This is a genomic window from Cereibacter changlensis JA139 (assembly GCF_003034985.1).
Lineage (GTDB): Bacteria > Pseudomonadota > Alphaproteobacteria > Rhodobacterales > Rhodobacteraceae > Cereibacter > Cereibacter changlensis.
On record NZ_PZKG01000018.1, the window covers coordinates 1 to 22903 of the forward strand.

The window sequence follows — 22903 nt, forward strand, 5'->3', positions numbered from 1 at the left end:
CATCGCAAAATCAATGGTATGGGGGTTGTTCAGGGCGGACCCCGTAGGGTGCGCATTCATTGCGCACCTATGCGGCGCCCGGATCATGGTGCGCAATGAATACGCACCCTACGAGGTGCTAATATATCAATGGATTACTTGCATATGGGCAAGAGTTTTCAGGGAGCGACCAACCTGTCGATCCCTTTGCATACGCGTCTTCTTGAAGGACCCAAAAGTGCAAATTCTTGTAGAGAAGAAATGGATGCACCTTTAATCCAGTACCACCGATTAGTCCGCGCCAGTCGCGTAAGAATAACCGCGACACCATAGGGAAAATTTTCTCAGCATACTCTGTATTGCCGGACACCATGGCAGTCGTCACCGACACTACCAAATCTGCGGCCTGCAAAACACGAGAATGCGCCGATTGCATCACAACAGGATTTTGAGCAAGTTTAGAAAACTTAACGTAATCGGTGCCGATAGATTTGTGCTCCATACAGGTTGCGAGCATTTTGTTCTCGGACGTTGTGCCGCCTGATGGCTTTGCGACAACAACAAACCCCGGTTCAGAGGAGGACAAAGACGTGTGAAATCGCTCCAACGTTAGAATTAGCGCATCGATCTCGCTATCAGTCGCACTGGAATTTGCCTTCGTTTTTGTCACGTCGCAAACCGCGACTACAGCCCTAGCGGCATGATTTTTACAAGCCAAAAGCACATCAGCGTAAAATGCCTCACGCTCTTCACCAATGATTGCGCTCCGAAACCAATCGCCGCTTCCCGGCGACCACTTGAACATCGCTCGAGCCGGAAACCGATAGCTCTTCGTACAAATCAAATCGATCTCGGATTCCAGACTGCCTAACGCGTCTGCGTCAACGATAATCCCTCCAACTCCGACCAAAGGCCCCATACGAGCCCGCTTTGGATTCTTTTGCCTAGAGTCATCTAAGAAAATAAACTTCATTCATCACCCCACCGCCGCCATAAACTCCCGCCACTCGCCCTTCGACATGCCCGAGCTCTCCTGCGTCACGGTCTCGCCCTTCAGCATCCGCCGCAGGCAGGCCATCGCCTTGCCGGACAGGTTCACCCCGCCCATCCGGTAATCCTCGAAGGCGGCGAAGGCCAAGGGCACCCAGTCGGCCACCACCTTGCAGATCTCGTCGGCATAGACCCGGATCTCGTATTGCGCATGGGCGTCGGCACGCAGGCGGAGGAAGTGGAACAGGTTGTGCAGGTCCACCTTCCAGTACCACTGGGTGTAGATGTTCATCGGCAGGTTCATCCGCGCCAGCTCGCGGGCGAGGCCCTGCTGCGGGGCGCCGTCGGGGCCCTCCGGCGACAGCATCGCCTCGTAATTGTCATAGGCCCGGCCGGCGTCGGACTTCAGGATCTCCAGCACCCGCGCCGCCTCCTCGCCCTCCAGCACCGCGCCGCGGCCCTGGTTGTTCACCGTGCTCTGCGCGGCAAGCTGGGACGGATGCGGGATATAGAACTCCCGGTCGAGAATCGAATAGCGGGCCGAATATTCGTTCACATTCGCCGTGCGGTGGCGGATCCACTGCCGGGCGACGAAGACCGGCAGCTTCACATGCAGCTTGATCTCGCACATCTCGAAGGGGGTGGAGTGCCAGTGCCGCATCAGGTAGCGGATCAGCCCCTCGTCATTCGACACATGCTTGGTGCCGGCGCCGTAGGACACCCGGGCGGCCTGCACGATGGCGGCGTCGTCGCCCATGTAGTCGATGACCCGGATGAAGCCGTGGTCGAGCACCTCATGCGCGCGGTAGAGATGCGCCTCCATGCCGGGGCTGACGGCGCGCAGCGTGGCCTGCGGGGCGCCACGGGCCGCCTCGATCTCGGCCTGTTGTTCGGGGGTGATCGGCATGGGCGGGGCCTCCGGCTGGACGGTTTGGCCCTGTTTAGGGCGTGGACGGGGATTTGAAAACCGGTAACGCGGTCGCCTTTCCTTCGCCGCTCCGCGTGCTACTGTCCTGCCCGACGAAAAGGAGACCAAGATGCAGCTCAAATACCTTCACACCATGGTCCGGGTTAAGGATCTCGACGCGACGGTCGCGTTCTTCAAGCTGCTGGGGCTGGAAGAGACCCGGCGGATCGACAACGAGAAGGGCCGCTTCACGCTGCTGTTCATGGCCGCGCCGGGCCAGCCGGAGACGCCGGTGGAGCTGACCTACAACTGGGATGGCGACGAGGGCCTGCCGTCCGACAGCCGCCACTTCGGCCATCTGGCCTACCGCGTCGGCAATATCTACGAGCTCTGCGCCCATCTGCAGGCCAATGGCGTGGTGATCAACCGCCCGCCGCGCGACGGGCACATGGCCTTCGTGCGCAGCCCCGACAACGTGTCGATCGAGCTGCTGCAGGAAGGCGACCCGCTGGAGCCGGCGGAACCCTGGGTCTCGATGCCCAACACCGGGCATTGGTGATCAGGCGGGGGTGATCACTCGGGCAGCCAACGCTGCATGAGATCCTCGCCCACCGCTTCCGCCGCCACCATGCGGAAGCGCGGCGCGGCGGCGAGGAGCGGGAGGCCGAGGGGGCCGAGGGCGGGATGGCCCTCGGCCCCGATCAGTTTTCCGGCCTGGAACAGCAGCAGCGCGTCGCAGAGCCGCCCGGCCACCAGGCTCGCGGCAAGCTGCGCCCCGCCCTCGCAGAGGATGCGGGTCAGGCCCCTGCCGGCCAGCAGCGCCAGCGCCGCGCGCAGGTCGATGCGACCATCGGTCTCCGGACAGTCCAGCAGCAGCGCGCCCGTCCGCGCCCAGGCCTCGCGCGCCGCCGTCGGCGCGCCGGGGCCGTGGCAGATCCAGACCGGGTGCTGATCCGCCGTGCGGCCGAGGCGGCTCTCCGGGCTGTGGCGCAGCCGGCTGTCGATCAGGATGCGGACCGGCTGATGCCCTGCCCCCATGTCGCGCACCGTGAGGTCGGGGTCGTCGGCGAGCGCCGTGCCCGCGCCCACCATCACCGCATCATGGCTCATCCGCAGCCCATGCACGGCGCGACGCGCCTCGGGCCCGGTGATCCAGCGGCTCTCGCCGGAGGCGGTGGCGATACGGCCATCAATCGTGGTGGCGAGCTTCAGCGTCACCAGCGGCAGCCCTTGGGTCACGCGCTTCAGGAAGCCGGCATTGGCCTCCGCCGCCTCGGCCCCCATCACCCCTTCAGTCACCTCGATCCCCGCCGCGCGCAGCATGGCATGGCCGCGGCCCGCCACCCGGGGATCGGGGTCTTCCAGCGCCGTCACCACCCGCGATACGCCCGCCGCGATCAGCGCCTCGGCGCAGGGCGGGGTCTTGCCGTGATGGGCGCAGGGTTCGAGGCTGACATAGGCGGTGGCGCCGCGCGCCGCCTCCCCCGCCTGCCGCAGCGCCATGACCTCGGCATGCGGGCGGCCGCCGGGCTGGGTCCAGCCGCGACCGACGATGCGGTTGCGCTGCACGATGACGCAGCCGACGGCGGGGTTGGGCCAGGTGCGCCCGAGGCCCCGCGCCCCGAGGGAGAGCGCGAGCGCCATGTAGCGCGCGTCGCTCACTCCTCGACGGCGCCGGCGGGCCGCAGTTCCGAGACGAACTTGTCGAAATCGTCGGCGGCCTGGAAGTTCTTGTACACGCTGGCGAAGCGCACATAGGCCACGGTGTCGATCCGGGCGAGGCTTTCCATCACGATCTCGCCGATCACCTTGGAGGAGATGTCTGTATCGCCCAGCGATTCAAGCCGCCGCACGATGCCCGAGATCATCTGGTCGATGCGCTCCGGGTCGATCGGCCGCTTCTGCATGGCGATGCGGATCGAGCGTTCCAGCTTGGTGCGGTCGAAATCCTCGCGCTTGCCGGAGGATTTGATGACCACGAGGTCGCGCAGCTGCACCCGCTCATAGGTGGTGAAGCGGCCGCCGCAGGCCGGGCAGAAGCGCCGGCGACGGATCGAGACGTGATCCTCCGCGGGACGGCTGTCCTTGACCTGGGTATCGATGTTTCCGCAGAATGGGCAGCGCATGCCTCCCCCTTCGATTGTCCGGTGCCTGCCTCATCGGGGGTTGCACCCCTTCTTATCCACAAGACTATAGGCAAGGGTCGATTTGTTGCACAGGGGAAAGTTCCCACCACTAGATGAGGGGGCGAACCTGTGGCGCGGGAGACTCAATCGCTGACGCGGCTGTGATGGCGACTTCCGGCGCAACCGGGCTACCCTTGATGCGCATCAATGAAACAGGGAGACCCCGATGACCCGGATGACGGCCAAGGACTTCGATCAGGAGCTGCTGGAGCTTTACGACTATTACGCGCATGGCAAGATCAGCAAACGCGAGTTTCTCGACCGCGCCGGCAAGTTCGCGGTGGGCGGTCTGACCGCGGCGGCGATCCTGTCGATGATGAGCCCGAACTATGCGCTGGCCGAGCAGGTCAGCTTCAACGACGAGAGCATCGTCGGCGAATACATCATGTATCCCTCGCCCAACGGTCATGGCGAGGTGCGCGGCTACCGGGTGCGGCCTGCCGAGGGCGAGGGCCCTTGGCCCGCGGTGGTGGTGGTGCATGAGAACCGCGGGCTCAATCCCTATATCGAGGATGTGGCGCGGCGGCTGGCCAAGGACGGCTTCCTCGCGCTGGCGCCGGACGGGCTGACCACGGTCGGCGGCTACCCGGGCAATGACGAGAAGGGCCGCGAGCTGCAATCCTCGGTCGATCCCGAGAAGCTGATGAACGACTTCTTCGCGGCGGTCGAGTTCCTGATGGCCGATCCGCAATCCACCGGCAAGGTGGGGATCACCGGCTTCTGCTATGGCGGCGGCGTCGCCAATGCGGCGGCGGTAGCCTATCCGGAGCTGGGCGGGGCCGTCCCCTTCTATGGTCGCCAGCCGAACCCGGCGGATGTGTCGAAGATCGAGGCGCCGCTGCTGATCCACTACGCCGAGATGGACGAGCGGGTGAACGAGGGCTGGCCGGCCTATGAGGCGGCGCTGAAGGAGGCGGGCGTCGACTACGAGGCCCACATCTACCCCGGCGTGAACCACGGTTTCCACAACGACTCCACCCCGCGCTACGACGAGGCGGCGGCAGAGCTGGCCTGGCAGCGGACGGTGGAGTTCTTCAAGGAAAACCTCGCCTGAACGCAAAAGGCGCAGGGCCATCGCCCTGCGCCTTTCTCGATACCGGCCTAAAGGCTCAGCTGTCGTCGTCGTCCTGCTCCGGATAGCGGAAGCAATGCTGCTGGGCGAAGGCCGCGGTGAGCGAGGCGCCCTCGGCCCCGAGCACCAGAAGCCCGGTCTTGCTGGCCGCGCCCTCCGGGGTCAGCGAGAAGCTGACGCCCTGACCCTGCCGCCGCGGCGGCTCGGAGGTGCGCCAGATCCGGGTGGTCGGCGCCATCCCGAGATCGCGGATCACGTAATCACCCGCCGCGCACCAGGATTGCGACGCCCCCTGCCCCGGCGAGGCCTGCACGTGGAACTCGGTCCCCGACCCGTCGACGATCAGATCGTTCTGCGCCCGGAAGGCATGGGCCGGGACGGTGAGGGCCCCGGTCAGGGCCCCACCCAGGGCCAGCGCGGCAAGCAAGGTTTTCATCGCGTCTTCCTATTGGTCGAGGAAGCTGCGCAGCTTCCGCGACCGGCTGGGGTGTTTGAGCTTGCGCAGCGCCTTCGCCTCGATCTGGCGGATGCGCTCGCGGGTCACGCTGAACTGCTGGCCGACTTCCTCGAGCGTGTGGTCGGTGTTCATGCCGATGCCGAAGCGCATCCGCAGAACCCGCTCCTCGCGCGGGGTGAGGCTGGCCAGAACCCGGGTCGTGGTTTCCTTCAGGTTCTCCTGAATGGCGGAATCCAGCGGCAGGATCGCGTTCTTGTCCTCGATGAAATCGCCGAGCTGGCTGTCCTCCTCGTCGCCGATCGGCGTTTCGAGCGAGATCGGCTCCTTGGCGATCTTCATCACCTTGCGGACCTTCTCCAGCGGCATCTGCAGCTTTTCGGCCAGCTCTTCCGGGGTCGGCTCGCGGCCGATCTCGTGCAGCATCTGCCGGCCGGTGCGGACCAGCTTGTTGATCGTCTCGATCATGTGGACCGGGATGCGGATGGTCCGCGCCTGATCTGCGATGGAGCGGGTGATCGCCTGACGGATCCACCAGGTCGCATAGGTCGAGAACTTGTAGCCGCGGCGGTATTCGAACTTGTCCACCGCCTTCATCAGGCCGATGTTGCCTTCCTGGATCAGGTCGAGGAACTGCAGACCGCGGTTGGTGTATTTCTTGGCGATCGAGATCACGAGACGCAGGTTGGCCTCGACCATCTCCTTCTTGGCCTGCCGCGCTTCCTTCTCGCCCTTCTGCACCTGGTTGACGATGCGGCGGAACTCGCTGATGTCGACGCCGACATACTGGCCGACCTGCGCCATGTCGTTGCGCAGATCCTCGACCTTGTCGCGGCTCTTCTCCATCAGCGCCTGCCAGCCCCGCCCGGCCTTGGCCGCCATGCGGTCGGCCCAGGAGGGATCGAGCTCGTAGCCCTGATACTCCTCGATGAACTCGCGGCGGTTGATGCGGGCCGCGTCGGCCAGCTTCACCATGCCCGAGTTGATCGCCATGATCTTGCGGTTGATGCCGTAGAGCTGGTCGATCAGCGCTTCGATCCGGTTGTTGTGCAGGTGCAGCCCGTTGACCAGCACCACGATCTCGGAACGCAGCTTCTGATAGGCCGCCTCGTCGGTCTGCGAGAACCGCCGCTCGGCGTTCATCGTCGCCGACATCCGCAGGTCCTGCATCTCGGCCAGCGTGGCGTAGTCGCGGGCGATCAGCTCCAGCGTCTCCAGCACGCGCGGCTTCAGCGCGGCCTCCATCGCGGCGAGCGACATGGCCGAGGCCTCGTCGTCGTCATCCTCTTCCTCGGCGCGGCTGATCGGGTTGCCGTCGGCGTCGAGCTCCGGCTCCTCGGCGCCGTTGCGGCGCGGCGCGGCGGGGGCCGCCGTCACGTCGACGCCTTCCAGCCCGGCGCCCTCCAGCTCGTCGTCGCCGTCGAGCGAGCGGCCGAAGGTCGCCTCGAGGTCGATCACGTCGCGCAGCAGGATGTCTTCCGACAGAAGCTCGTCACGCCAGATGGTGATGGCCTGGAAGGTCAGCGGGCTTTCGCAGAGCCCGGCGATCATCGTGTTGCGCCCGGCCTCGATCCGCTTGGCGATGGCGATCTCGCCCTCGCGGCTGAGGAGTTCGACCGAGCCCATCTCGCGCAGATACATCCGCACCGGGTCATCGGTGCGGTCCAGCGCCTCGGCCGAGGTGCCGGAGACGGCAATCTCGCGCGAGGAGGAGGTGGTCTCCACCAGCTCGCCCGCCGTCTCGCCCTCTTCCGCCTCGTCATTCTCGATGACGTTGATGCCCATTTCCGAGAGCATCGACATCACGTCCTCGATCTGCTCGGACGAGGCCTGCTCGGGCGGCAGGACGGCGTTCAGCTGGTCATAGGTGATGTAGCCGCGCTCACGGGCATCGGCGATCATCCGTTTGACGGCGGCTTGACTCATATCGAGAGAGGATTCGGCGTCCTGCTCTTCGGGTTTGCCGTCGTCGGTGTCTTTGACTGCCATGGATGCTCCTAGGGGGCGGGGCCGAGAGGTATAAGCCGGATAGGTTCGAATCGTTCCAGCCGGTCTATCGAATCAATAGCGCGAATCACAGAAGGGGGAAGCGCATTAGCCTTTTTTCTTTACCCAGACCTGCCCGTCGATCAAGTTTTGCAGGTGTTTCGACAGGGCTGACCGGTCTTCGCCCAAGTCGGATGAGTCGTCCAGACGCGATCTGTCGGCGCGATGACGCGCCGCAGCGGCCTGCGAGAGACGCCATGTCAGACCTTCGTCGGCCAATCCCGACAAGTCTTCCACCGCATCCTCGATTTCCTGTCTCGCTCCGCGCCGGGCTTCCAGCTTGGCCAGCTCCTCCGCGAGGCACATCATCGCCTTCTCGGTATCCTGCGGATTGCGCACGGGCGGGCAGATGCGGACATGGGTGAGCTCGAGCAGTCTTTCAAGGGCTTGGCCGGCGTTCGCCGCCAGATTCTGCCGCGCCATCACCACATCCGGCGTGTCCGCCTCGGCCAGCAGCGCCGAGCGCAGCCGCTGGTGGTCGAGGCTCTGCAGCGTCAGCAGCTCCAGCGAGGTCTCGAAGCGGTGCACGAGGTTCGGATGCACCGCCAGCGTGGCGAGGATGACGGCGATCCGCATCTCGTCCTCGACATGCTCCGAGGCCGAGCTCGCCAGCAGCGAGGCGCGGGTGGCGGCCGCCGGCGGCTGCGGCGCATCCTTGCGGAAGCCCTTGCCGAAGGCGGTGAAGGACCGTTTCGGCAGCGACCCGAAGATCTCCCGCCGCAGCCGGTTGATCTCCTCGCCGTAATGGTGGCGGATCGAGGGGTCCTTGATCCGCAGGATCGCCGCGCGCAGCGTCTTGTCCAGCGCCGCCCGGCGCTCGGGGCTGTCGAAGACCTTGCCCTCGGTCTCGCGCCGCCACAGCAGGTTGACCATCGGCTGCGCGGTCTCGATCACCTTTTGCATCGCGGGCGCGCCCTGCGACTTCAGCAGGTCGTCGGGGTCGAGCCCCGGCGGCATCACCGCAAAGCGCAGCCCCTGCCCCGCCTCCAGCAGCGGCAGGGCGAGGTCGATGACCCTCAGCGCGGCGCGGATGCCGGCGGTGTCGCCGTCGAGCGCGATCACCGGCTCGGCATGGATGCGCCACATCAGCTGCAGCTGCGCTTCGGTGACGGCAGTGCCCAACGGCGCGACCGTGGCATGGAACCCCGCCTCGCTCAGCGCGATCACGTCCATGTAGCCTTCGGCCACCACCAGGGGCTGCCCCTTGCCCGCCGCCTCGCGCGCCGGGCCGTGGTTGTAGAGGTTGCGGCCCTTGTCGAAGAGCTCGGTCTCGGGGCCGTTGAGGTATTTCGCCCGGGCGTTCGGGTCCATCGCCCGCCCGCCAAGGCTGATCGCCCGGCCCCGCCCGTCGCGGATCGGAAAGATGATCCGGCCGCGGAACCGGTCATAGGGCTCGCCGCCATCCTCGGGTTTGGCACAGACGCCGGAGGCGACGATGAGCTCTGGCGAAAACCCCTTGGCCTTCAGCGCATTCAGCAGCCCCTGCCGCGCATCGGGGGCAAAGCCCAGCTCGAAACGGTCCTGCCCCTCCTGCCCCAGCCGGCGCTTGGCCAGATAGTCGCGCGCCGCCGCGCCCGCGCCGGAGCGGAGCTGCAGGCGGTAGTATTTCACCGCCTCCTCCACCACCTGCACCAGCTGGGTGCGGTGGTCGGCCTTCTGCGCCGCGCGCGGGTCGCGGGCAGGCATCGGCATCCCGGCCTCGCGGGCGAGGATCTCGACCGCCTCGATGAAGCTGACGTTCTCGGTCTCCTTGATGAAACCGATGGCGTCGCCCTTCGCGTGGCAGCCGAAGCAGTAGTAGAAGCCCTTGCGGTCGTCGACGTGGAAGCTGGCCGATTTTTCCTGATGGAAGGGGCACGGCGCCCACATGTCGCCCTTGCCCTGGTTCGACTTGCGCAGATCCCACGTCACCTTGCGCCCGACCACCTGGCTGAGCGAGATGCGGTTGTTCAGTTCGTCGAGGAATCCGGGGGGCAGGCTCATGCTCCCTATATCGGGGCTGAGGCCGCGCAAGTCCAGCGGCGCGCAACAGCCCGGTTGCGCAGGGCGGCGTCACGCCAAGCCCCCTTCCCCTTTTCATCTTGGCCTAACTATCCTCGGGGGTTCTAAGCGCCCGGAAACCCTGCCGGCAGCAGGGTTCCAACGAAGGACGCGCGGCCCCGAGCACGCCCTCAGCCGATCGCCGCCCGCGCCGCCAAACTCCGCATCGCCGTGCCGATCTCGTGCCAGGCCGACTGCGCCATCGAGCGGAACACCAGCACGGTGAAGGCCTCCGGCCCGGTCCGCATCAGGATCGCCTGCATGTGGTTCAGCGGCGCACGGGCGGTGCGGCCCTGCGGGAAGGCGGTCAGCCGCAGGTCGAGCGGGACGAGCCGCATCAGCGCCTCCTCCGCCCCCGGCCCTTCCAGCAGCAGGCTGGCCCAGCCATCGGACTGGTCGGTCGCGGCGCAGGCCGCGCCCAACCCCTCGAGCGGCGGGCCGAAGAGGAAGGCCTGATCGCGCCCGGTCCAGACCAGACGGTGCGTCTCGGTGCTGACCATGCTGTTCGGCGCCGGGAAACTCAGCCCCGCCGCCTCCAGCAGCGCGTCCAGCGGGCGGTCCTTCAGCCGGGCCAGCGAGGTGATCGGGCCGGGCCGGCCCTCCGCCAGCCGCAGCCGGCCGAGGACCAGCGGCGCCTGGCCGGCGAGCGGTGAGCGGGCGATGAGACTAGCCACGGAGCTTCACTCCTTCCTTGTCATGCACAACCGGATGGGTGACCTCGCAGAGGATGTCGATGCCGCGCAGATGGTCGACCAGCCGCACCGTCTCGTCCTTGCGGGCGCGGCCGTTGCGCAGGAAGCCCAGCGCCAGCCAATGGCCCAGCGTCGGCGACCAGCAGACCGAGGTGACATAGCCCTGATCGGTCTCGCGCTTCACCCTCCTCGCCCAGGGTGAAGAGATGCGCGCCGGCCGTGGGCGCCTGATCGCCAAGCGGCCGCAGGCCCACCAGCTGCTCGCGCGCCGGGCCGACGAGGCCCGGGCGCTGTGCCGCCGCCTTGCCGATGCAGTCCTTCTTGGCCGAGACCATGCCCTCCATGCCGATGTCGAAGGCGGTGGTGCGGCCATGGATCTCGGCATGGGTGATGAAGCCCTTCTCGATCCGCAGCACGTTCAGCGCCTCCATCCCGTAGGGGCCGCCGCCGAGGGTTTCGGCGCGGTTCACCAGATCGCGGAACAGCGCCTCGCCATAGCGGGCGGGGACGGCGAGTTCATAGCCCTCCTCGCCGGAGAAGGAGATGCGGAACAGCCGCGCCGGCGTCCCGTGGACGCTGACGGCGCCGCAGGCCATGAAGGGGAAGTCGCTGAGCGGCGCATCGAGCAGCGAGTTCAGCAGCGCGCGGGCCTTGGGCCCGGCGATGGCGAATTGCGCCCAGGCCTCGGTCACCGAGATGGTGCGGACGTCCCAGCCCTTGCAGAAGGCCTGCTGCACGAAGTCGAGATGCCGCATCACCAGCCCCGCCGCGGCGGTGGTGGTGGTCATCAGGTAGTGCTGCTCGCCCAGCCGCGCCGTGGTGCCGTCGTCGAGCACATGGCCATCCTCGCGCAGCATGAGCCCGTAGCGCACCCGCCCGACCGGGAGGGTGGAGAAGGTGTTGGTATAGACCAGATCGAGGAAGCGCGCGGCATCGGCGCCCTGGATGTCGATCTTGCCCAGGGTCGAGACGTCGGAGACGCCGACGCAGCCGCGCACCATGCGCACCTCGCGGTCGCAGGCCTCGCGCCAGGTGGTCTCGCCGGGTTTGGGGAAATAGCTCGGGCGATACCAGAGCCCGGCCTCGATCATCGGCGCGCCGCGTTCGACGGTGGGCCGGTGCGAGGTGGTGAAGCGTTGCGGGGCAAAGCCCTCGGCCCGCCCGCCCGCGCCCATCGCGGCGATGGAGACCGGGCTGAACGGCGGGCGGAAGGTGGTGGTGCCGGTCTCGGGGATGCCGCGGCCGGTGGTATCGGCCAGCACCGCCAGCGCGCCCACGTTGGAGTTCTTGCCCTGATCCGGCGCCATGCCCTGCGTGGTGTAGCGCTTCATGTGCTCGACCGAGCGGAAGCTTTCCTGCGCGGCGAGTTCGACGTCCTTCACCGTCACGTCATTGGCGAAATCGAGCCAGGCCCGGCCCTTCCCCGGCACGGCCCAGAGCGGGTGCAGGGTGTAGGCCGCATCCTCCGCCTCGGGCAGCGCCATCTCGGGGGCGGTGAGGTCGAGCGCGCCCAGCGCCTCGACCGCCGCGCGCCGCCCGTCGGCAAGGCAAGCGGCGGTGGAGAACAGGCCCTTAGCCCCCCCGGCCGGGATCAGCCCCGGCACCGCGCCGGGTGTCGGCACGAAGGCCGCCAGCCCCGCATCCCATGTCGGGCGGCCGTTCAGGTGGCAGGTCAGGTGCAGCGTCGGGTTCCAGCCGCCGGAGATGCCGAGGCAATCGGTGTCGAGCGTCAGGCTGCCGCCGGGGTGGCTGACGCTGATCTGGCTCAGCGCGTGACGGCCCCTGGTGTCGGTGACCGTGCCGCCGGCGATGACGCGGCAGCCGTCCTCGGGGGCGGCGTCGGGGCGGCTGTCGATGATGGCGGCGACGCTGACGCCGGCGGCGATCAGGTCGCGGGCGGTGCGGCGGGCCTCGTCGTTGTTGGCGAACAGCGTCACCTTGCGGCCCGGCGCCACGCCATAGCGGTTGAGATAGGTGCGGATCGCGCTGGCGGTCATCACGCCGGGGCGGTCGTTGTTGGCGAAGGCGATGGGCCGCTCCAGCGCGCCCGCCGCCAGCACCGCCTGCCGCGCCACGATGCGCCAGAAGCACTCGCGCGGCAGATCGGCCGCGGGCGCAAGATGCAGCCCCACCCGCTCCAGCGCGCCATAGGTGCCGTCGTCATGCACGCTGGTCACGGCAGTGCGGGTCATCAGCCGGACATTGGGCATGCTGCGCAACTCGGCCAGCACCCGCTCCACCCAGTCGACCGCCGGACCGCCATCCAGCGGCGCAGTCTCGGCCAGCAGCCGTCCGCCCATCCTCGCGTCCTCGTCGGCGAGGATCACATCGGCCCCGGCCCGGGCGGCGGTGAGCGCGGCCATCAGCCCCGTCGGCCCCGCTCCGATCACCAGCAGGTCGCAGAAGGCATAGGCCTTCTCGTAAGCCGCATCGTCGTGCTGCCCCGACAGGCTGCCGAGCCCCGCGGCGCGGCGGATCATCGGCTCGTACAGGCTTTCCCAGAAGGCGCGCGGCCACATGAAGGTCTTGTAGTAGAACCCCGCCGAGAGGAAGGGCGCGGCCAGATCGTTGACCGCCAGAAGATCGTATTTCAGCGAGGGCCAGCGGTTCTGGCTGCGGGCGACCAGCCCCTCGTGCAGCTCCTGTACCGTGGCGCGGACGTTCGGGGTCTGCTGATTGCCCTCGAGGATCTCGACCAGCGCCGAGGGTTCCTCCGATCCGGCGGTGAGGATGCCGCGCGGGCGGTGATACTTGAAGCTGCGCCCGACCAGCTTAACGCCATTGGCCAGCAGCGCCGAAGCCAGCGTGTCGCCCTCGAACCCCGTCAGCGCCTGCCCGTCGAAGCGGAAGTCGATGCGGGTGGAGCGGTCGACCAGTCCCTTGCCGTCGATCCTCATGCCGAGACCTCCGCCACCAGTTCGACCGCGGAAATCTCATGCGTGACCGTGTTGCGGGTGACGACCAGCCAGGAGGCGCAGCCCAGCTCGTGATACCACAGATCGCGCGTCTCCCCGGCCGGGTTGTCGCGCAGATGCAGGTAGTCGTCCCAGGTCTCCGGCGCGGCATCGGGCGCGGGACGGTGCAGGTAATCCTCCGCACCGTAGTAATAAAACTCGCGCCGGTCGCGGGTGCCGCAGAGGGGGCAGGTGATGCGCATCAGTCTTCCTCAGTCGAGCTTGATTCGACTTCAACTGGCGCCAATCCAAGTCCGCCATTTCCTTCCATTTTGGTGTTCAGCAACGCACCACCAAAGGCCCTGATGGCGAATGCTTCTAGTCCGCCCAATAGATCTGGCGAGACCTCATAAGCCGAGAAGTACGACGCCACATCTGCAAGCGTGAAACCGGTTCTGCGAACGGGGCGCACTTGCGAGGGATTGTACATTACGTTGCTTGAAGGGTGTTTTACTCCAACCAGTCTAGCTTGGCGATCTCGAAACTTGTTATAGGATTGGTTAGCGCGCACCCAGATTGTTTGTGACGGCGCGATTCCGACGTATAGAGGCTTAGAGACGCTATCATAGAAGATGTACAACCCATTGGAGGTCTTTAGACGCCCTACAATTTCGCCCCAGTATGAGTGAGAGCTACACTCAACATCATCAAAAATCTTATACTCGTAGTTTGATTTATGTGAGCAATCTAAGGCTGCGTACTCGACGATTGGTCTAATCATCACATCATTTCCTCAGTGCAGGTTGTGCTGCGAGCCGGTGCCTTCTTCGTCGAGAAGATGGCCGGTGGCGAAACGGTCGAGGCGGAAGCGGCGGGCGACCTCGTGCGGCTGGTCGGTGGCCATCAGATGCGCCATGCACCAGCCGGAGGCCGGGACCGCCTTGAAGCCGCCGTAGTTCCAGCCGCAATCGACGTAGAGCCCCTCGACCGGCGTGCGGTCGATGATCGGCGAGCCGTCGGGCGTCATGTCCATGATGCCGCCCCAGGAGCGCAGCACCTTGGCGCGGCCGATCATCGGCATCAGCGTCATGCCGGCCTCCATCACATGCTCGACCATCGGCAGGTTGCCGCGGCTGGCGTAGGAGGCGTAGAAATCGAGATCGCCGCCGAAGACCAGCCCGCCCTTGTCGGACTGGCTGATGTAGAAATGCCCCATGCCGAAGCTGATCACATGGTCGATCACCGGCTTCAGCCCCTCGGTGACGAAGGCCTGCAGGATGTGGCTTTCGACCGGCAGCCGCATCCCGGCCATCGCCGCCACCTGACCGGAGCGGCCCGCGGCGACCATGCCGACCTTCTTCGCCCGGATCGCGCCGCGCGTGGTCTGCACGCCGGTGACGCGGCCGTTCTCGATATCGATCCCGGTCACTTCGCAATTCTGGATCAGATCCACCCCGCGCCGGTCGGCCCCCCTCGCATAGCCCCAGGCCACCGCATCGTGCCGCGCGGTGCCGCCGCGCGGGTGCAGCAGGCCACCGTAGATCGGAAAGCGGGTCTGTTCGAAATCGAGATAGGGCAGATGCTCGCGCACTCCCTCGCGGTCCAGAAGGATCGCGTCGTCGCCCTGGTTGATCATCGCGTTGCCGCGCCGCACGAAGGCGTCGCGCTGGCCGTCGGAGTGGAACAGGTTGATCAGCCCGCGCTGCGAATGCATCACGTTGTAGTTCAGATCCGCCTCCAACCCCTCCCAGAGCTTCAGCGAATGGGAATAGAACTCGGAGTTGCCGGGCAGGAAGTAGTTGGCGCGCACGATGGTCGTGTTGCGCCCGATGTTGCCGGAGCCGATGTGGCCCTTCTCGAGCACCGCGATATTGGTCAGGCCGAAGGTCTTGGCGAGGTAATAGGCCGTGGCGAGCCCATGCCCGCCGCCGCCGATGATCACCGCGTCATATTCCGGCTTCGGCGCCGGGTCGCGCCACATGCCGCGCCAGCCCCGGTTGCCGGCCAGCCCCTCGGCAATCACCTTCAGCCCGGAATATCGCATCGCGCCCTGCCCCCTCGTTTCCCGGCAGCTTGAACCGGGTTGATCCCAAGTTTCAAGGACCGGCGTGCGATGCTGTTCCTATCGCGACATCCGACGTCGCATCTCGGCCAGCATGGTGATCCGTGGCGCAGAGTGCATGATCGGCGAGCGTTTCCAGAATGCGGCAGGTCGCGACCCGGTCATGCGCACAGAAACCGATCATCCGCTCCAGCTCGCCGGCGAGGCTCTGCAATTGCGAGATCCGCCGCTGAACCTCGGCCAGCTGGCGCCGGGCGATGGCGTCGGCCGCATCGCAGGGCGCCTCGGGCCGGTGGGCGAGGTCCAGCAGTTCGGCCACCTCGGGCAGCGGAAAGCCCAGATCGCGCGCGTGGCGGATGAAGCGCAGCCGCGCCACATGGTCATCGCCGTAGAGCCGCTGGTTGCCGTCCGAGCGAGGGGGCGCGGGCAAAAGCCCGCGGTCCTCGTAGAAGCGGATCGTGTTCACCTTCACGCCGCTCAGCCGGGCGGCCTCGCCGATGGTGACTTCGCCGATGGTGATAGACATGAAAAAAACTCCTTGCAGCTACAGCGACTGTAGATGTTACGCCCGACTCGACGCAGATACAAACGGAGTTCCCCATGTCAGCCGGATGCCATTGCCACGCCGCCCCGCCGCGGTTCGAGGGGCTGTCGCCCGCCTATCGCCGCGCGCTTTGGCTGGTGATCGCGATCAACGGGGCGATGTTCCTCGTCGAGATGACCGCCGGGGCGCTGGCCGGGTCGCAGGCGCTGCGGGCCGACGCGCTGGATTTCTTGGGCGACACGCTGACCTACGGGCTGAGCCTCGCGGTCATCGGCATGCCGCTGGCCCGGCGGGCGCAGGTCGCGCTGCTGAAAGGGCTTTCGCTGGGCGCGATGGGGCTCTGGGTCTTCGGCTCGACGCTCTGGCAACTGATGGTGCTGGGCGTGCCCGAGGCCTCGGTGATGGGCGTGGTCGGTGCGCTGGCGCTGGCGGCCAATCTCGCCAGCGTGGTGATCCTGATGCGCTACAAGGATGGCGACGCCAATGTGCGCTCGGTCTGGCTCTGCAGCCGCAACGACGCGGTGGGCAATGTGGCGGTGATGGGCGCGGCCGGCGCGGTGGCGCTGACCGGCGCCGCCTGGCCAGACCTGCTGGTCGCCGGGCTGATGTCGGGGCTGTTCCTGTCCTCCTCGTTCCAGATCCTGCGCCAGGCCCTGGCCGAGCGGCGCGAGGCGGCGATGGCCTGAGCCCGCCGGAGGAAGACGCGGCGGCGCAAGCCGCCGCGCCGAATGAAAGGCGGCTTACAGCCCCTTCGAGCGGTAGGTCTTGGCCACCCGGTCGATCGACACGATATAGGCCGCCACCCGCAGATCCTCGACATCATTGCGGCTGTGCCAGACCTCGCGCATCGCCTGATAGGCGGCGCGCATCGTGTCGTCGAGACCCGAGCGCACCAGCATCAGCTCGTCCGAGCCCTGCATGAACTTCTGCTTGAAGTCCGGCATCAGCTGCCAGCCCAGCCCCTGATCGGCCGAGAGCCGCTCCAGCTCCTCCACCAGCGCCCGGCTGCGCGCCTCCTCCGCCCGGCGCTGCATGCGGCCGAAGCGGATGTGGCTGAGGTTCTTCACCCATTCGAAATAGGAGACCGTCACCCCGCCGGCATTGGCATACATGTCGGGGATGATCACCACGCCGCGCTTGCGCAGGATCTCGTCGGCGCCATAGGTGATTGGCCCGTTCGCCGCCTCGATGATCAGCGGGGCCTTGATCCGGTCGGCATTGGCCAGCGTGATCACCCCCTCCATCGCCGCCGGGATCAGGATGTCACAGGCCTCCTCCAGCACCGAGGCGCCGTCCTCGACCACGGTGGCCAGCGGATAGCCCTTCACCGAGCCGGTCTTGGTGATCCACTGCCGCACCGCCTCGACATCGATCCCGGTCTCCGACACCAGCGCGCCGTCATGCTCGATGATGCCGGTGATGATCGCGCCATCCTCCTCCGACAGGAACTTGGCGGCGTGATAGCCGACATTGCCCAGCCCCTGCACGATGACCCGCTTGCCGTCGAGATCGCCGGAAAGCCCGGCCTTGGCCTTGTCCTCGGCATGGCGGAAGAACTCGCGCAGCGCGTATTGTACGCCCCGCCCCGTCGCCTCGACCCGGCCACGGATGCCGCCGGCATGCGGCGGCTTGCCGGTGACGCAGGCCTTGGCGTTGATGTCGGTGGTGTTCATCCGGGCGTATTGGTCGGCGATCCAGGCCATCTCGCGCTCGCCGGTGCCCATGTCGGGCGCGGGCACGTTCTGCGCCGGGTTGATCAGGTCGCGCTTGATCAGCTCATAGGCGAAGCGGCGGGTGATCTGCTCCAGCTCGTGCTCGTCCCAGGCGCGCGGGTCGATGCAGAGCCCCCCCTTGGAGCCGCCGAACGGCGTCTCGACCAGCGCGCATTTGTAGGTCATCAGCGCCGCCAGCGCCTCGACCTCGTCCTGGCTGACCGACAGCGCATAGCGGATGCCGCCCTTGACCGGCTCCATATGTTCGGAATGCACCGAGCGGTAGCCGGTGAAGGTGAAGATCTTGCCGCGCAGCCGCACCCCGAAGCGCACGGTATAGGTGGAGTTGCAGACCCGGATCTTCTGCTCCAGCCCCGGCGAGAGATCCATCAGGCCGACGGCCCGGTTGAACATCAGATCGACGGACTCGCGAAAGCTCGGTTCACCAGCGACGTGCATGACTATCCTCCTGTCTGCTCCGGCCCCCGCAGCGGGATGCCGCGAACACCCTAGAGGCGGAAACCCGGGATTGCACCCCGCATCCGCGCCTGACCCGTCGTCAAAAGCGGGCCGCTGCCGGGGCCGGCAGGGGCAGCGGCCTCGGCCAGCCCCGCGGCCGGCGCCGTTTCCGTCATATTTCCCTGATCTTGCGCCATATTTCCGCCCCAGAGAACGGGGTAAATGCCGCTGCTCCCGGTCCGGCCCGCCTGCGGCGCAGACCGAGTCGGGGGCGCATGAGCGAGGACCCTGCCACGATGCGCGACAGCCTTTCCCCTCCGGCCCGCGATGTCGGGCGCATCGCCGCGCTCCGCCGGGCCGCCGCATTCGCCAGGGCCCCCGCCTTCGCCAGGGCCCCCGCCTTCGCCAAGGCCGAAGATGGCTCGATCATCGTGCTGTCGATCTTCTTCCTGACGCTGATGCTGATGATCGGCGGCATCGCGGTGGACGTGATGCGCCACGAGAGCACCCGCTCGCGCATGCAGGGCACGCTCGACCGGGCGGTCTTGGCGGCGGCGAACCTCAGCCAGACCAAAGAGCCCGATGCGGTGGTGACGGATTACGTGACCAAGGCGGGGATGGCGGAATACCTGACCGGCACCACGGTGACCGACAACACGCTGAACGCGCGCGGCGTCACCGCCACCGCCGAGGCGCTGATCCCCTCCTTCTTCATGCAGATGTCGGGCGTCGACAGCCTGAACGCCACGGCGCTGAGCGCCGCCGAGGAGAAGGTGACCAATGTCGAGGTCTCGCTGGTGCTCGACATCTCGAACTCGATGAACGACAACGGCCGCATCGGCAACCTGCGCACCGCGGCGAGGGATTTCGTCGACATCGTGCTCAAGGGCGCGAATACCGGGGCCGAAGGCGCCCCTGTCATCTCGATCTCCATCGTGCCCTATACCGGGCAGGTCAATATCGGTCAGGACCTGTGGAACACCTATCCGAACGCGCAATACGGCCAGAGCTACTCCTACTGCGTCGACTTCCCCGCCAGCGATTACAGCGTCACCACCTTGGCCAACAGCACGGCCCTCGTCGGCTCCGGCAACAGCGAGCCTTTCGCGAGCACCCGTGACCCGATGACGCCGACCTTCTACTGGTGCCCGGAACCGGACGGGAGTGCAGATCCGCGCGTCACCGCCTTCTCGGACGATCCGGAAGCGTTGAAAGCCGCCATCGACGCCCTGCGCCCCGACGGATCGACCGCCATCGACATCGGCATGAAATGGGGCGTCACCCTGCTCGACCCTTCGACCCAGCCCTCGGTCTCGGCCCTCGTGGCCAACGGCAAGGTGAGCGGGGCCTTCAGCGGGCGGCCCTTCGCCTATGACGAGGCGAACACGATGAAGGTCATCGTGCTGATGACCGACGGCGAGCACGTGAACGACGAGCCGCGTCTGGCGAATGCGGTGAAGACCGGTCCATCCGACCTCTGGCTCAGCGGGTCGGATACGGACACGACAAGGAACTGGTCGCTCCTGCTGTCCGACGGGAAATACTACTGGAGCCGCACCGGCACCAAGACCAACACGGAACCCGACAAGACGGCAGGCAACACAAGCTGCACGACCCAGTCGGTGTGCACCAGCTGGAGTTACTGGGGGAGCTGTCGGTCCTGGGAAGAAAAGCAGCAGTGCAGCAGCAGCAACTATTCCAGCACCGCGACAAGGCTGACCTACCCCGAGCTCTGGCACAGGGCGCGCGTCGGCTGGGTGGCGAGCAGCCTCTACTCCGCCGCCGGCATCTCCGGCAAATACAACAGCTGGGTCAGCAAGCTGGGACCGTCGGAAAAGAACACCCGGACCAAGTCGGTCTGCGACGCCGCCCGCGGCCGCGGCATCACGGTCTTCTCGGTCGCCTTCGAGGCCCCGAGCACCGGACAGTCGCTGCTGAAATACTGCGCCACCACCAGCGGCCACTACTTCGACGTCCGCGGGCTGGAGATCCGCACCGCCTTCCGCTCCATCGCCAGTCACATCAGCCAGCTGAGGCTGACGCAATGACCGGGCCACTCCGCCGCCTCGCCGGCCTGCTGCGGCGCGAGGAGGGCGCCGTCACCGTCGAATTCGTGCTGATCTTCCCGGTGATGATGGTCTTCCTGCTGTCCTCCTTCGAATCCGGCCTGCTGCTGACCCGCAAGGTCATGCTGGAACGCGCGCTCGACATCACCGTGCGCGGCTTGCGGCTGGGGCAGTTCGAGGATCCCGACCATGACGTGCTGAAACAGGCGATCTGCGGTCAGGCGACCTATGTGCCCGACTGCATGACCAGCATTGCGCTGGAGCTGGCCCCGATCAGCACGGTGGGCGACTGGGCCCTGCCGGAAGCGGCGGCGCAATGCGTCGACCGCGACGCCGAGGTGCAGGAGCTGAAGGCGCTGAACGCGGGCGGGCCGAACGACATCATGCTGATGCGGGTCTGCGCCCTGCTCGACCCGTGGTTCCCCACCGTGGGCCTCGGCAAGGCGATGGAAGAGGCCTCGCCCAACGGCTTCCGGCTGATGACCCAGAGCGCCTTCGTCAACGAGCCGAGGGCGAACTGATGCGCCTACCCCAACTGATGCGCCTACCCCAACTGTTGCGCCGCTTCCTGCGCGAGACCGAGGCCAGCCTGACGGTCGAGCTGGTCATCATGCTGCCGGTCCTGCTCTGGGGCTATGTCGCGACCTCGGTGTTCTTCGACGCCTACAACGTGCAGTCGAACGCCGCCAAGGCGACCTATACCATCGCCGACCTGCTGTCGCGCCAGCGCGAGGAGGTCGACGCCCAGTTCCTCGGCGAGGCGCATGACCTGTTCGACTGGCTGCTGGCCGGCAACGGGGTCAGCGCCCTGCGGGTCAGCAGCGTCTCCTACGACGTGGAGGACGAGGCCTATGATGTGCATTGGTCCTATACCTCCGGCGGCAGGCCGCTTCAGACCGATGTCAGCATCGCCGACCACGCCGGCCAACTGCCCGATCTGCCGGAAGGCGATTACGTGATCGTGGTCGAAACCTGGCTCAATTATGTCCCGAGCTTCTCGGTCGGCCTCCCCAGCCAGACCTTCGAGAATTTCACCGTCACCGCCCCGCGCTTCATGCCCAAGCTGGAATACGACGGCTGACCCTCAGGCGCTCACCGCCTTCAGCGCCATGTCGGCATAGATCGCCTCCACCTCGGCGCCGCTGAGCCGGCCGTCGGGGCGGAACCAGCCGGTGACGCCGGTCAGCATGGCGATCAGCGCCAGCGTCGCCAGCTTGGCGTCCGGCAGCACGAAGCAGCCCTCCGCCGCGCCCAGGCGCAGGATCGTCTCCAGCCGGTCCTCGTAGCGGCGGCGCAGCGCCTCGATGGCGGCGAAATTTTCGGGCTCGAGGTTGCGCAGCTCCATATAGGCGATGAACACCGCCTCCGGCCGGTCGAGATGGAAGCGGATGTGGAAGCGGGCGAACTGCTGCAACGCCTCGCGCGGGTCGGCGGGTTCGGGCAAGAGCGCAAGCGCCGACAGCAGCTCGTCCATGTGCAGCCGCATCAGGTCGTAGAGCAGCGTCTGCTTGTCGGGCGTGTAGAGATAGAGCGCCCCGGCCTGAACCCCCACCTCCGCCGCGATCTGCCGCATCGAGACCGCGGCATAGCCGTGCCGCGCGATCAGCCGCTGCGCCGCGGCGCGGACCCGCGGGCCGGTGATGTCGGAATGAGAGCCGGTCTTGCGCGCCATGGGCCGCAGATTATCTGAACGTGCGTTCAGATCAAGCGCCGCTGCGTCTTCCCCTTGCCGCCGCGCCCCCCGCGCGGATAGTGTCGCGCCATGCAACTGATCCTCCGCCTCTCCCTGCTCGCCGGCCTCGCCGCCTGCGCCCCGCTTCCCGGCTCCGACCCGGCGCAGACCCTGCGCGGGCCGGATGCCGCGCCGCCCCTGCTGCCGCTGGATCAGCTGGTGGCCGAGGCCGGGACGCCGCGCATCGGCCCCGAGGTCACCGGCAGCGTCGAGGCGCGGGCGGCGGCGCTGCGCGCGCGCGCCAAGGCGCTGCAGGCCACCCCGCTGCCAAGCGGCGGCTGACCCGCTCACCCCAGCGCGGCGAGCGCCGGGAAGGTCTCCAGCAGCCAGTAGGAGAAGCTGGAGAAGCCCCCCGTCAGCATCAGAAGCCCGATGGTCCAGAGCAGCAGGCCCATGATCCGCTCGATCCGCTCCATGTGCCGCTTCATCCAGCCCATCACCCCGGTCAGCCGCGGGAAGAAGGCGGCGACCAGCAGGAAGGGAATGCCGAGCCCCAGCGCATAGACCGCGAGCAGCGTGGTGCCACGGGCGATGCTCGCCTCCGAGGCGGCAAGCGACAGGATCGCCCCCAGTTGCGGGCCGATGCAGGGCGTCCAGCCGAAGGCGAAGGCGAGGCCGAGGATATAGGCGCCGAAGGCCGAGCCGCCGCGGTCGCCGGCGTCGATCCGCACCTCGCGGTCGAGGAAGGGGATGCGGTAGACTCCGACGAAATGCGCGCCGAACACCATGACGATCACCCCGGCCAGCATGCTGAACAGGTCGGCGTTCGACAGGAAGAAGGCCCCGAAGGCCGAGGCGGTGAAGCCGAGGAACAGGAAGACCGTCGACAGCCCCAGCACGAAGAACAGCGCCGCCAGCAGCGGGCTGCGCCGCTCGGCCGTGCTGCCCGACAGCTCGCCCATGCTGATCCCGCCCATATAGGCCAGATAGGGCGGCACGATCGGCAGCACGCAGGGGCTGAGGAACGACAGCACCCCCGCCACCAGCGCGATCAGCATCGCCGGCAGCAGCCCGGCGTCGATAAGATCCAGTCCGAACATCTCAGCATCCCCTTCCCGACCGTCCTAG

22 protein-coding genes and 1 pseudogene are annotated in these 22903 nt (G+C 67.0%); 7 read left to right on the forward strand and 16 right to left on the reverse strand.

Annotation, left to right across the window (positions count from 1 at the left end; translation table 11 throughout):
• Positions 1-118: 118 nt before the first annotated feature.
• Positions 119-952, reverse strand: a complete 834-nt coding sequence (locus C5F48_RS06055) for a DUF3800 domain-containing protein (protein ID WP_107663016.1) — start codon at positions 950-952, stop codon at positions 119-121.
• A gap of 3 nt (positions 953-955) precedes the next feature.
• Positions 956-1876, reverse strand: a complete 921-nt coding sequence (gene thyX / locus C5F48_RS06060; RefSeq protein ID WP_107663017.1) for an FAD-dependent thymidylate synthase — start codon at positions 1874-1876, stop codon at positions 956-958.
• Positions 1877-2006: 130 nt separating this feature from the next.
• Here thyX and C5F48_RS06065 point away from each other — a divergent pair, with 130 nt between their 5' ends.
• Positions 2007-2435 carry a VOC family protein gene (locus C5F48_RS06065; protein ID WP_107663018.1) on the forward strand — a complete coding sequence of 143 codons (429 nt, stop codon included), beginning with the start codon at positions 2007-2009 and terminating at the stop codon, positions 2433-2435.
• Positions 2436-2449: 14 nt separating this feature from the next.
• Here C5F48_RS06065 and ribD read toward each other — a convergent pair whose 3' ends face one another.
• Both ribD and nrdR read right to left on the reverse strand, forming a co-directional pair.
• Complete coding sequence (gene ribD, locus C5F48_RS06070) at positions 2450-3520, reverse strand: bifunctional diaminohydroxyphosphoribosylaminopyrimidine deaminase/5-amino-6-(5-phosphoribosylamino)uracil reductase RibD (protein ID WP_107663019.1); 1071 nt, start codon at positions 3518-3520, stop codon at positions 2450-2452.
• A 14-nt stretch (positions 3521-3534) separates the two neighbouring features.
• Positions 3535-4002: a transcriptional regulator NrdR gene (gene nrdR / locus C5F48_RS06075; protein ID WP_107663020.1), complete on the reverse strand. Its 468-nt coding sequence runs from the start codon at positions 4000-4002 to the stop codon at positions 3535-3537.
• 226 nt (positions 4003-4228) lie between these two features.
• Between nrdR and yghX the strand changes: the two genes are divergently transcribed.
• A complete protein-coding gene (gene yghX, locus C5F48_RS06080; RefSeq protein WP_107663021.1) occupies positions 4229-5116 on the forward strand; it encodes a YghX family hydrolase in 888 nt (295 codons plus the stop codon).
• A 55-nt stretch (positions 5117-5171) separates the two neighbouring features.
• Here the strand turns inward: yghX and C5F48_RS06085 are convergent, their stop codons facing one another.
• The 9 genes and pseudogenes from C5F48_RS06085 to C5F48_RS06120 all read right to left on the reverse strand — a co-directional run bounded on the left by C5F48_RS06085 (position 5172) and on the right by C5F48_RS06120 (position 15848).
• Positions 5172-5570 (reverse strand): hypothetical protein, encoded by a 399-nt coding sequence (locus C5F48_RS06085; RefSeq protein ID WP_107663022.1) that lies wholly within the window; start codon positions 5568-5570, stop codon positions 5172-5174.
• 9 nt (positions 5571-5579) lie between these two features.
• On the reverse strand, positions 5580-7577 hold the full coding sequence (gene rpoD, locus C5F48_RS06090) for an RNA polymerase sigma factor RpoD (RefSeq protein WP_107663023.1): 1998 nt from the start codon (positions 7575-7577) through the stop codon (positions 5580-5582).
• A gap of 105 nt (positions 7578-7682) precedes the next feature.
• Entirely contained in the window at positions 7683-9617 is a 1935-nt protein-coding gene (gene dnaG / locus C5F48_RS06095) for a DNA primase (RefSeq protein ID WP_107663024.1), read from the reverse strand.
• Between the two features lie 188 nt (positions 9618-9805).
• The gene (locus C5F48_RS06100) at positions 9806-10348 is read right to left on the reverse strand and encodes a sarcosine oxidase subunit gamma (protein ID WP_107663025.1); all 543 of its coding nucleotides are present in this window, start codon (positions 10346-10348) and stop codon (positions 9806-9808) included.
• A pseudogene (locus C5F48_RS06105) lies at positions 10341-13263 on the reverse strand (sarcosine oxidase subunit alpha family protein). Before C5F48_RS06105 ends, C5F48_RS06100 begins: the two are co-directional and overlap by 8 nt.
• Entirely contained in the window at positions 13260-13523 is a 264-nt protein-coding gene (locus C5F48_RS06110) for a sarcosine oxidase subunit delta (RefSeq protein ID WP_107663026.1), read from the reverse strand. Before C5F48_RS06110 ends, C5F48_RS06105 begins: the two are co-directional and overlap by 4 nt.
• On the reverse strand, positions 13523-14041 hold the full coding sequence (locus C5F48_RS24765; protein ID WP_146170562.1) for a hypothetical protein: 519 nt from the start codon (positions 14039-14041) through the stop codon (positions 13523-13525). Before C5F48_RS24765 ends, C5F48_RS06110 begins: the two co-directional genes overlap by 1 nt.
• A 12-nt stretch (positions 14042-14053) precedes the next feature.
• Entirely contained in the window at positions 14054-15304 is a 1251-nt protein-coding gene (locus tag C5F48_RS06115) for a sarcosine oxidase subunit beta family protein (RefSeq protein WP_107663027.1), read from the reverse strand.
• Between the two features lie 52 nt (positions 15305-15356).
• Positions 15357-15848 (reverse strand): MerR family transcriptional regulator, encoded by a 492-nt coding sequence (locus C5F48_RS06120; RefSeq protein ID WP_107663028.1) that lies wholly within the window; start codon positions 15846-15848, stop codon positions 15357-15359.
• A 74-nt stretch (positions 15849-15922) separates the two neighbouring features.
• Here C5F48_RS06120 and C5F48_RS06125 point away from each other — a divergent pair, with 74 nt between their 5' ends.
• Positions 15923-16552 (forward strand): cation efflux transmembrane domain-containing protein, encoded by a 630-nt coding sequence (locus C5F48_RS06125; protein ID WP_107663029.1) that lies wholly within the window; start codon positions 15923-15925, stop codon positions 16550-16552.
• Positions 16553-16606: 54 nt separating this feature from the next.
• Here the strand turns inward: C5F48_RS06125 and C5F48_RS06130 are convergent, their stop codons facing one another.
• Entirely contained in the window at positions 16607-18037 is a 1431-nt protein-coding gene (locus C5F48_RS06130; protein ID WP_107663030.1) for a Glu/Leu/Phe/Val family dehydrogenase, read from the reverse strand.
• Between the two features lie 275 nt (positions 18038-18312).
• Here C5F48_RS06130 and C5F48_RS06135 point away from each other — a divergent pair, with 275 nt between their 5' ends.
• From C5F48_RS06135 to C5F48_RS06145, 3 genes are read left to right on the forward strand one after another with little or no spacing between them, the layout of a single operon-like run.
• Positions 18313-20085, forward strand: coding sequence for a pilus assembly protein TadG-related protein (locus tag C5F48_RS06135; protein WP_245941421.1), 1773 nt, complete (start codon positions 18313-18315; stop codon positions 20083-20085).
• The gene (locus tag C5F48_RS06140) at positions 20082-20624 is read left to right on the forward strand and encodes a TadE/TadG family type IV pilus assembly protein (RefSeq protein ID WP_107663032.1); all 543 of its coding nucleotides are present in this window, start codon (positions 20082-20084) and stop codon (positions 20622-20624) included. Before C5F48_RS06135 ends, C5F48_RS06140 begins: the two co-directional genes overlap by 4 nt.
• Positions 20624-21184 carry a TadE/TadG family type IV pilus assembly protein gene (locus C5F48_RS06145; protein ID WP_245941420.1) on the forward strand — a complete coding sequence of 187 codons (561 nt, stop codon included), beginning with the start codon at positions 20624-20626 and terminating at the stop codon, positions 21182-21184. The genes C5F48_RS06140 and C5F48_RS06145 overlap by 1 nt, the downstream gene beginning before the upstream one ends.
• A 3-nt stretch (positions 21185-21187) precedes the next feature.
• Here C5F48_RS06145 and C5F48_RS06150 read toward each other — a convergent pair whose 3' ends face one another.
• Positions 21188-21775, reverse strand: a complete 588-nt coding sequence (locus tag C5F48_RS06150) for a TetR/AcrR family transcriptional regulator (RefSeq protein WP_107663034.1) — start codon at positions 21773-21775, stop codon at positions 21188-21190.
• A 90-nt stretch (positions 21776-21865) separates the two neighbouring features.
• Here C5F48_RS06150 and C5F48_RS06155 point away from each other — a divergent pair, with 90 nt between their 5' ends.
• Positions 21866-22117 (forward strand): hypothetical protein, encoded by a 252-nt coding sequence (locus C5F48_RS06155; RefSeq protein ID WP_107663035.1) that lies wholly within the window; start codon positions 21866-21868, stop codon positions 22115-22117.
• A gap of 5 nt (positions 22118-22122) precedes the next feature.
• On the opposite strand, the gene C5F48_RS06160 is transcribed toward C5F48_RS06155, so the two are convergent.
• Entirely contained in the window at positions 22123-22875 is a 753-nt protein-coding gene (locus tag C5F48_RS06160) for a cytochrome c biogenesis CcdA family protein (protein ID WP_107663036.1), read from the reverse strand.
• Positions 22876-22903 lie beyond the last annotated feature (28 nt).

Coding starts and splice junctions, on each gene's coding strand:
- C5F48_RS06055 (WP_107663016.1), bottom strand. CDS start 952: ATGAAGTTTATTTTCTTAGATGACTCTAGGCAAAAGAATCCAAAGCGG.
- thyX (WP_107663017.1), bottom strand. CDS start 1,876: ATGCCGATCACCCCCGAACAACAGGCCGAGATCGAGGCGGCCCGTGGC.
- C5F48_RS06065 (WP_107663018.1), top strand. CDS start 2,007: ATGCAGCTCAAATACCTTCACACCATGGTCCGGGTTAAGGATCTCGAC.
- ribD (WP_107663019.1), bottom strand. CDS start 3,520: ATGGCGCTCGCGCTCTCCCTCGGGGCGCGGGGCCTCGGGCGCACCTGG.
- nrdR (WP_107663020.1), bottom strand. CDS start 4,002: ATGCGCTGCCCATTCTGCGGAAACATCGATACCCAGGTCAAGGACAGC.
- yghX (WP_107663021.1), top strand. CDS start 4,229: ATGACCCGGATGACGGCCAAGGACTTCGATCAGGAGCTGCTGGAGCTT.
- C5F48_RS06085 (WP_107663022.1), bottom strand. CDS start 5,570: ATGAAAACCTTGCTTGCCGCGCTGGCCCTGGGTGGGGCCCTGACCGGG.
- rpoD (WP_107663023.1), bottom strand. CDS start 7,577: ATGGCAGTCAAAGACACCGACGACGGCAAACCCGAAGAGCAGGACGCC.
- dnaG (WP_107663024.1), bottom strand. CDS start 9,617: ATGAGCCTGCCCCCCGGATTCCTCGACGAACTGAACAACCGCATCTCG.
- C5F48_RS06110 (WP_107663026.1), bottom strand. CDS start 13,523: ATGCGCATCACCTGCCCCCTCTGCGGCACCCGCGACCGGCGCGAGTTT.
- C5F48_RS24765 (WP_146170562.1), bottom strand. CDS start 14,041: ATGATTAGACCAATCGTCGAGTACGCAGCCTTAGATTGCTCACATAAA.
- C5F48_RS06115 (WP_107663027.1), bottom strand. CDS start 15,304: ATGCGATATTCCGGGCTGAAGGTGATTGCCGAGGGGCTGGCCGGCAAC.
- C5F48_RS06120 (WP_107663028.1), bottom strand. CDS start 15,848: ATGTCTATCACCATCGGCGAAGTCACCATCGGCGAGGCCGCCCGGCTG.
- C5F48_RS06125 (WP_107663029.1), top strand. CDS start 15,923: ATGTCAGCCGGATGCCATTGCCACGCCGCCCCGCCGCGGTTCGAGGGG.
- C5F48_RS06130 (WP_107663030.1), bottom strand. CDS start 18,037: ATGCACGTCGCTGGTGAACCGAGCTTTCGCGAGTCCGTCGATCTGATG.
- C5F48_RS06135 (WP_245941421.1), top strand. CDS start 18,313: ATGAGCGAGGACCCTGCCACGATGCGCGACAGCCTTTCCCCTCCGGCC.
- C5F48_RS06140 (WP_107663032.1), top strand. CDS start 20,082: ATGACCGGGCCACTCCGCCGCCTCGCCGGCCTGCTGCGGCGCGAGGAG.
- C5F48_RS06145 (WP_245941420.1), top strand. CDS start 20,624: ATGCGCCTACCCCAACTGATGCGCCTACCCCAACTGTTGCGCCGCTTC.
- C5F48_RS06150 (WP_107663034.1), bottom strand. CDS start 21,775: ATGGCGCGCAAGACCGGCTCTCATTCCGACATCACCGGCCCGCGGGTC.
- C5F48_RS06155 (WP_107663035.1), top strand. CDS start 21,866: ATGCAACTGATCCTCCGCCTCTCCCTGCTCGCCGGCCTCGCCGCCTGC.
- C5F48_RS06160 (WP_107663036.1), bottom strand. CDS start 22,875: ATGTTCGGACTGGATCTTATCGACGCCGGGCTGCTGCCGGCGATGCTG.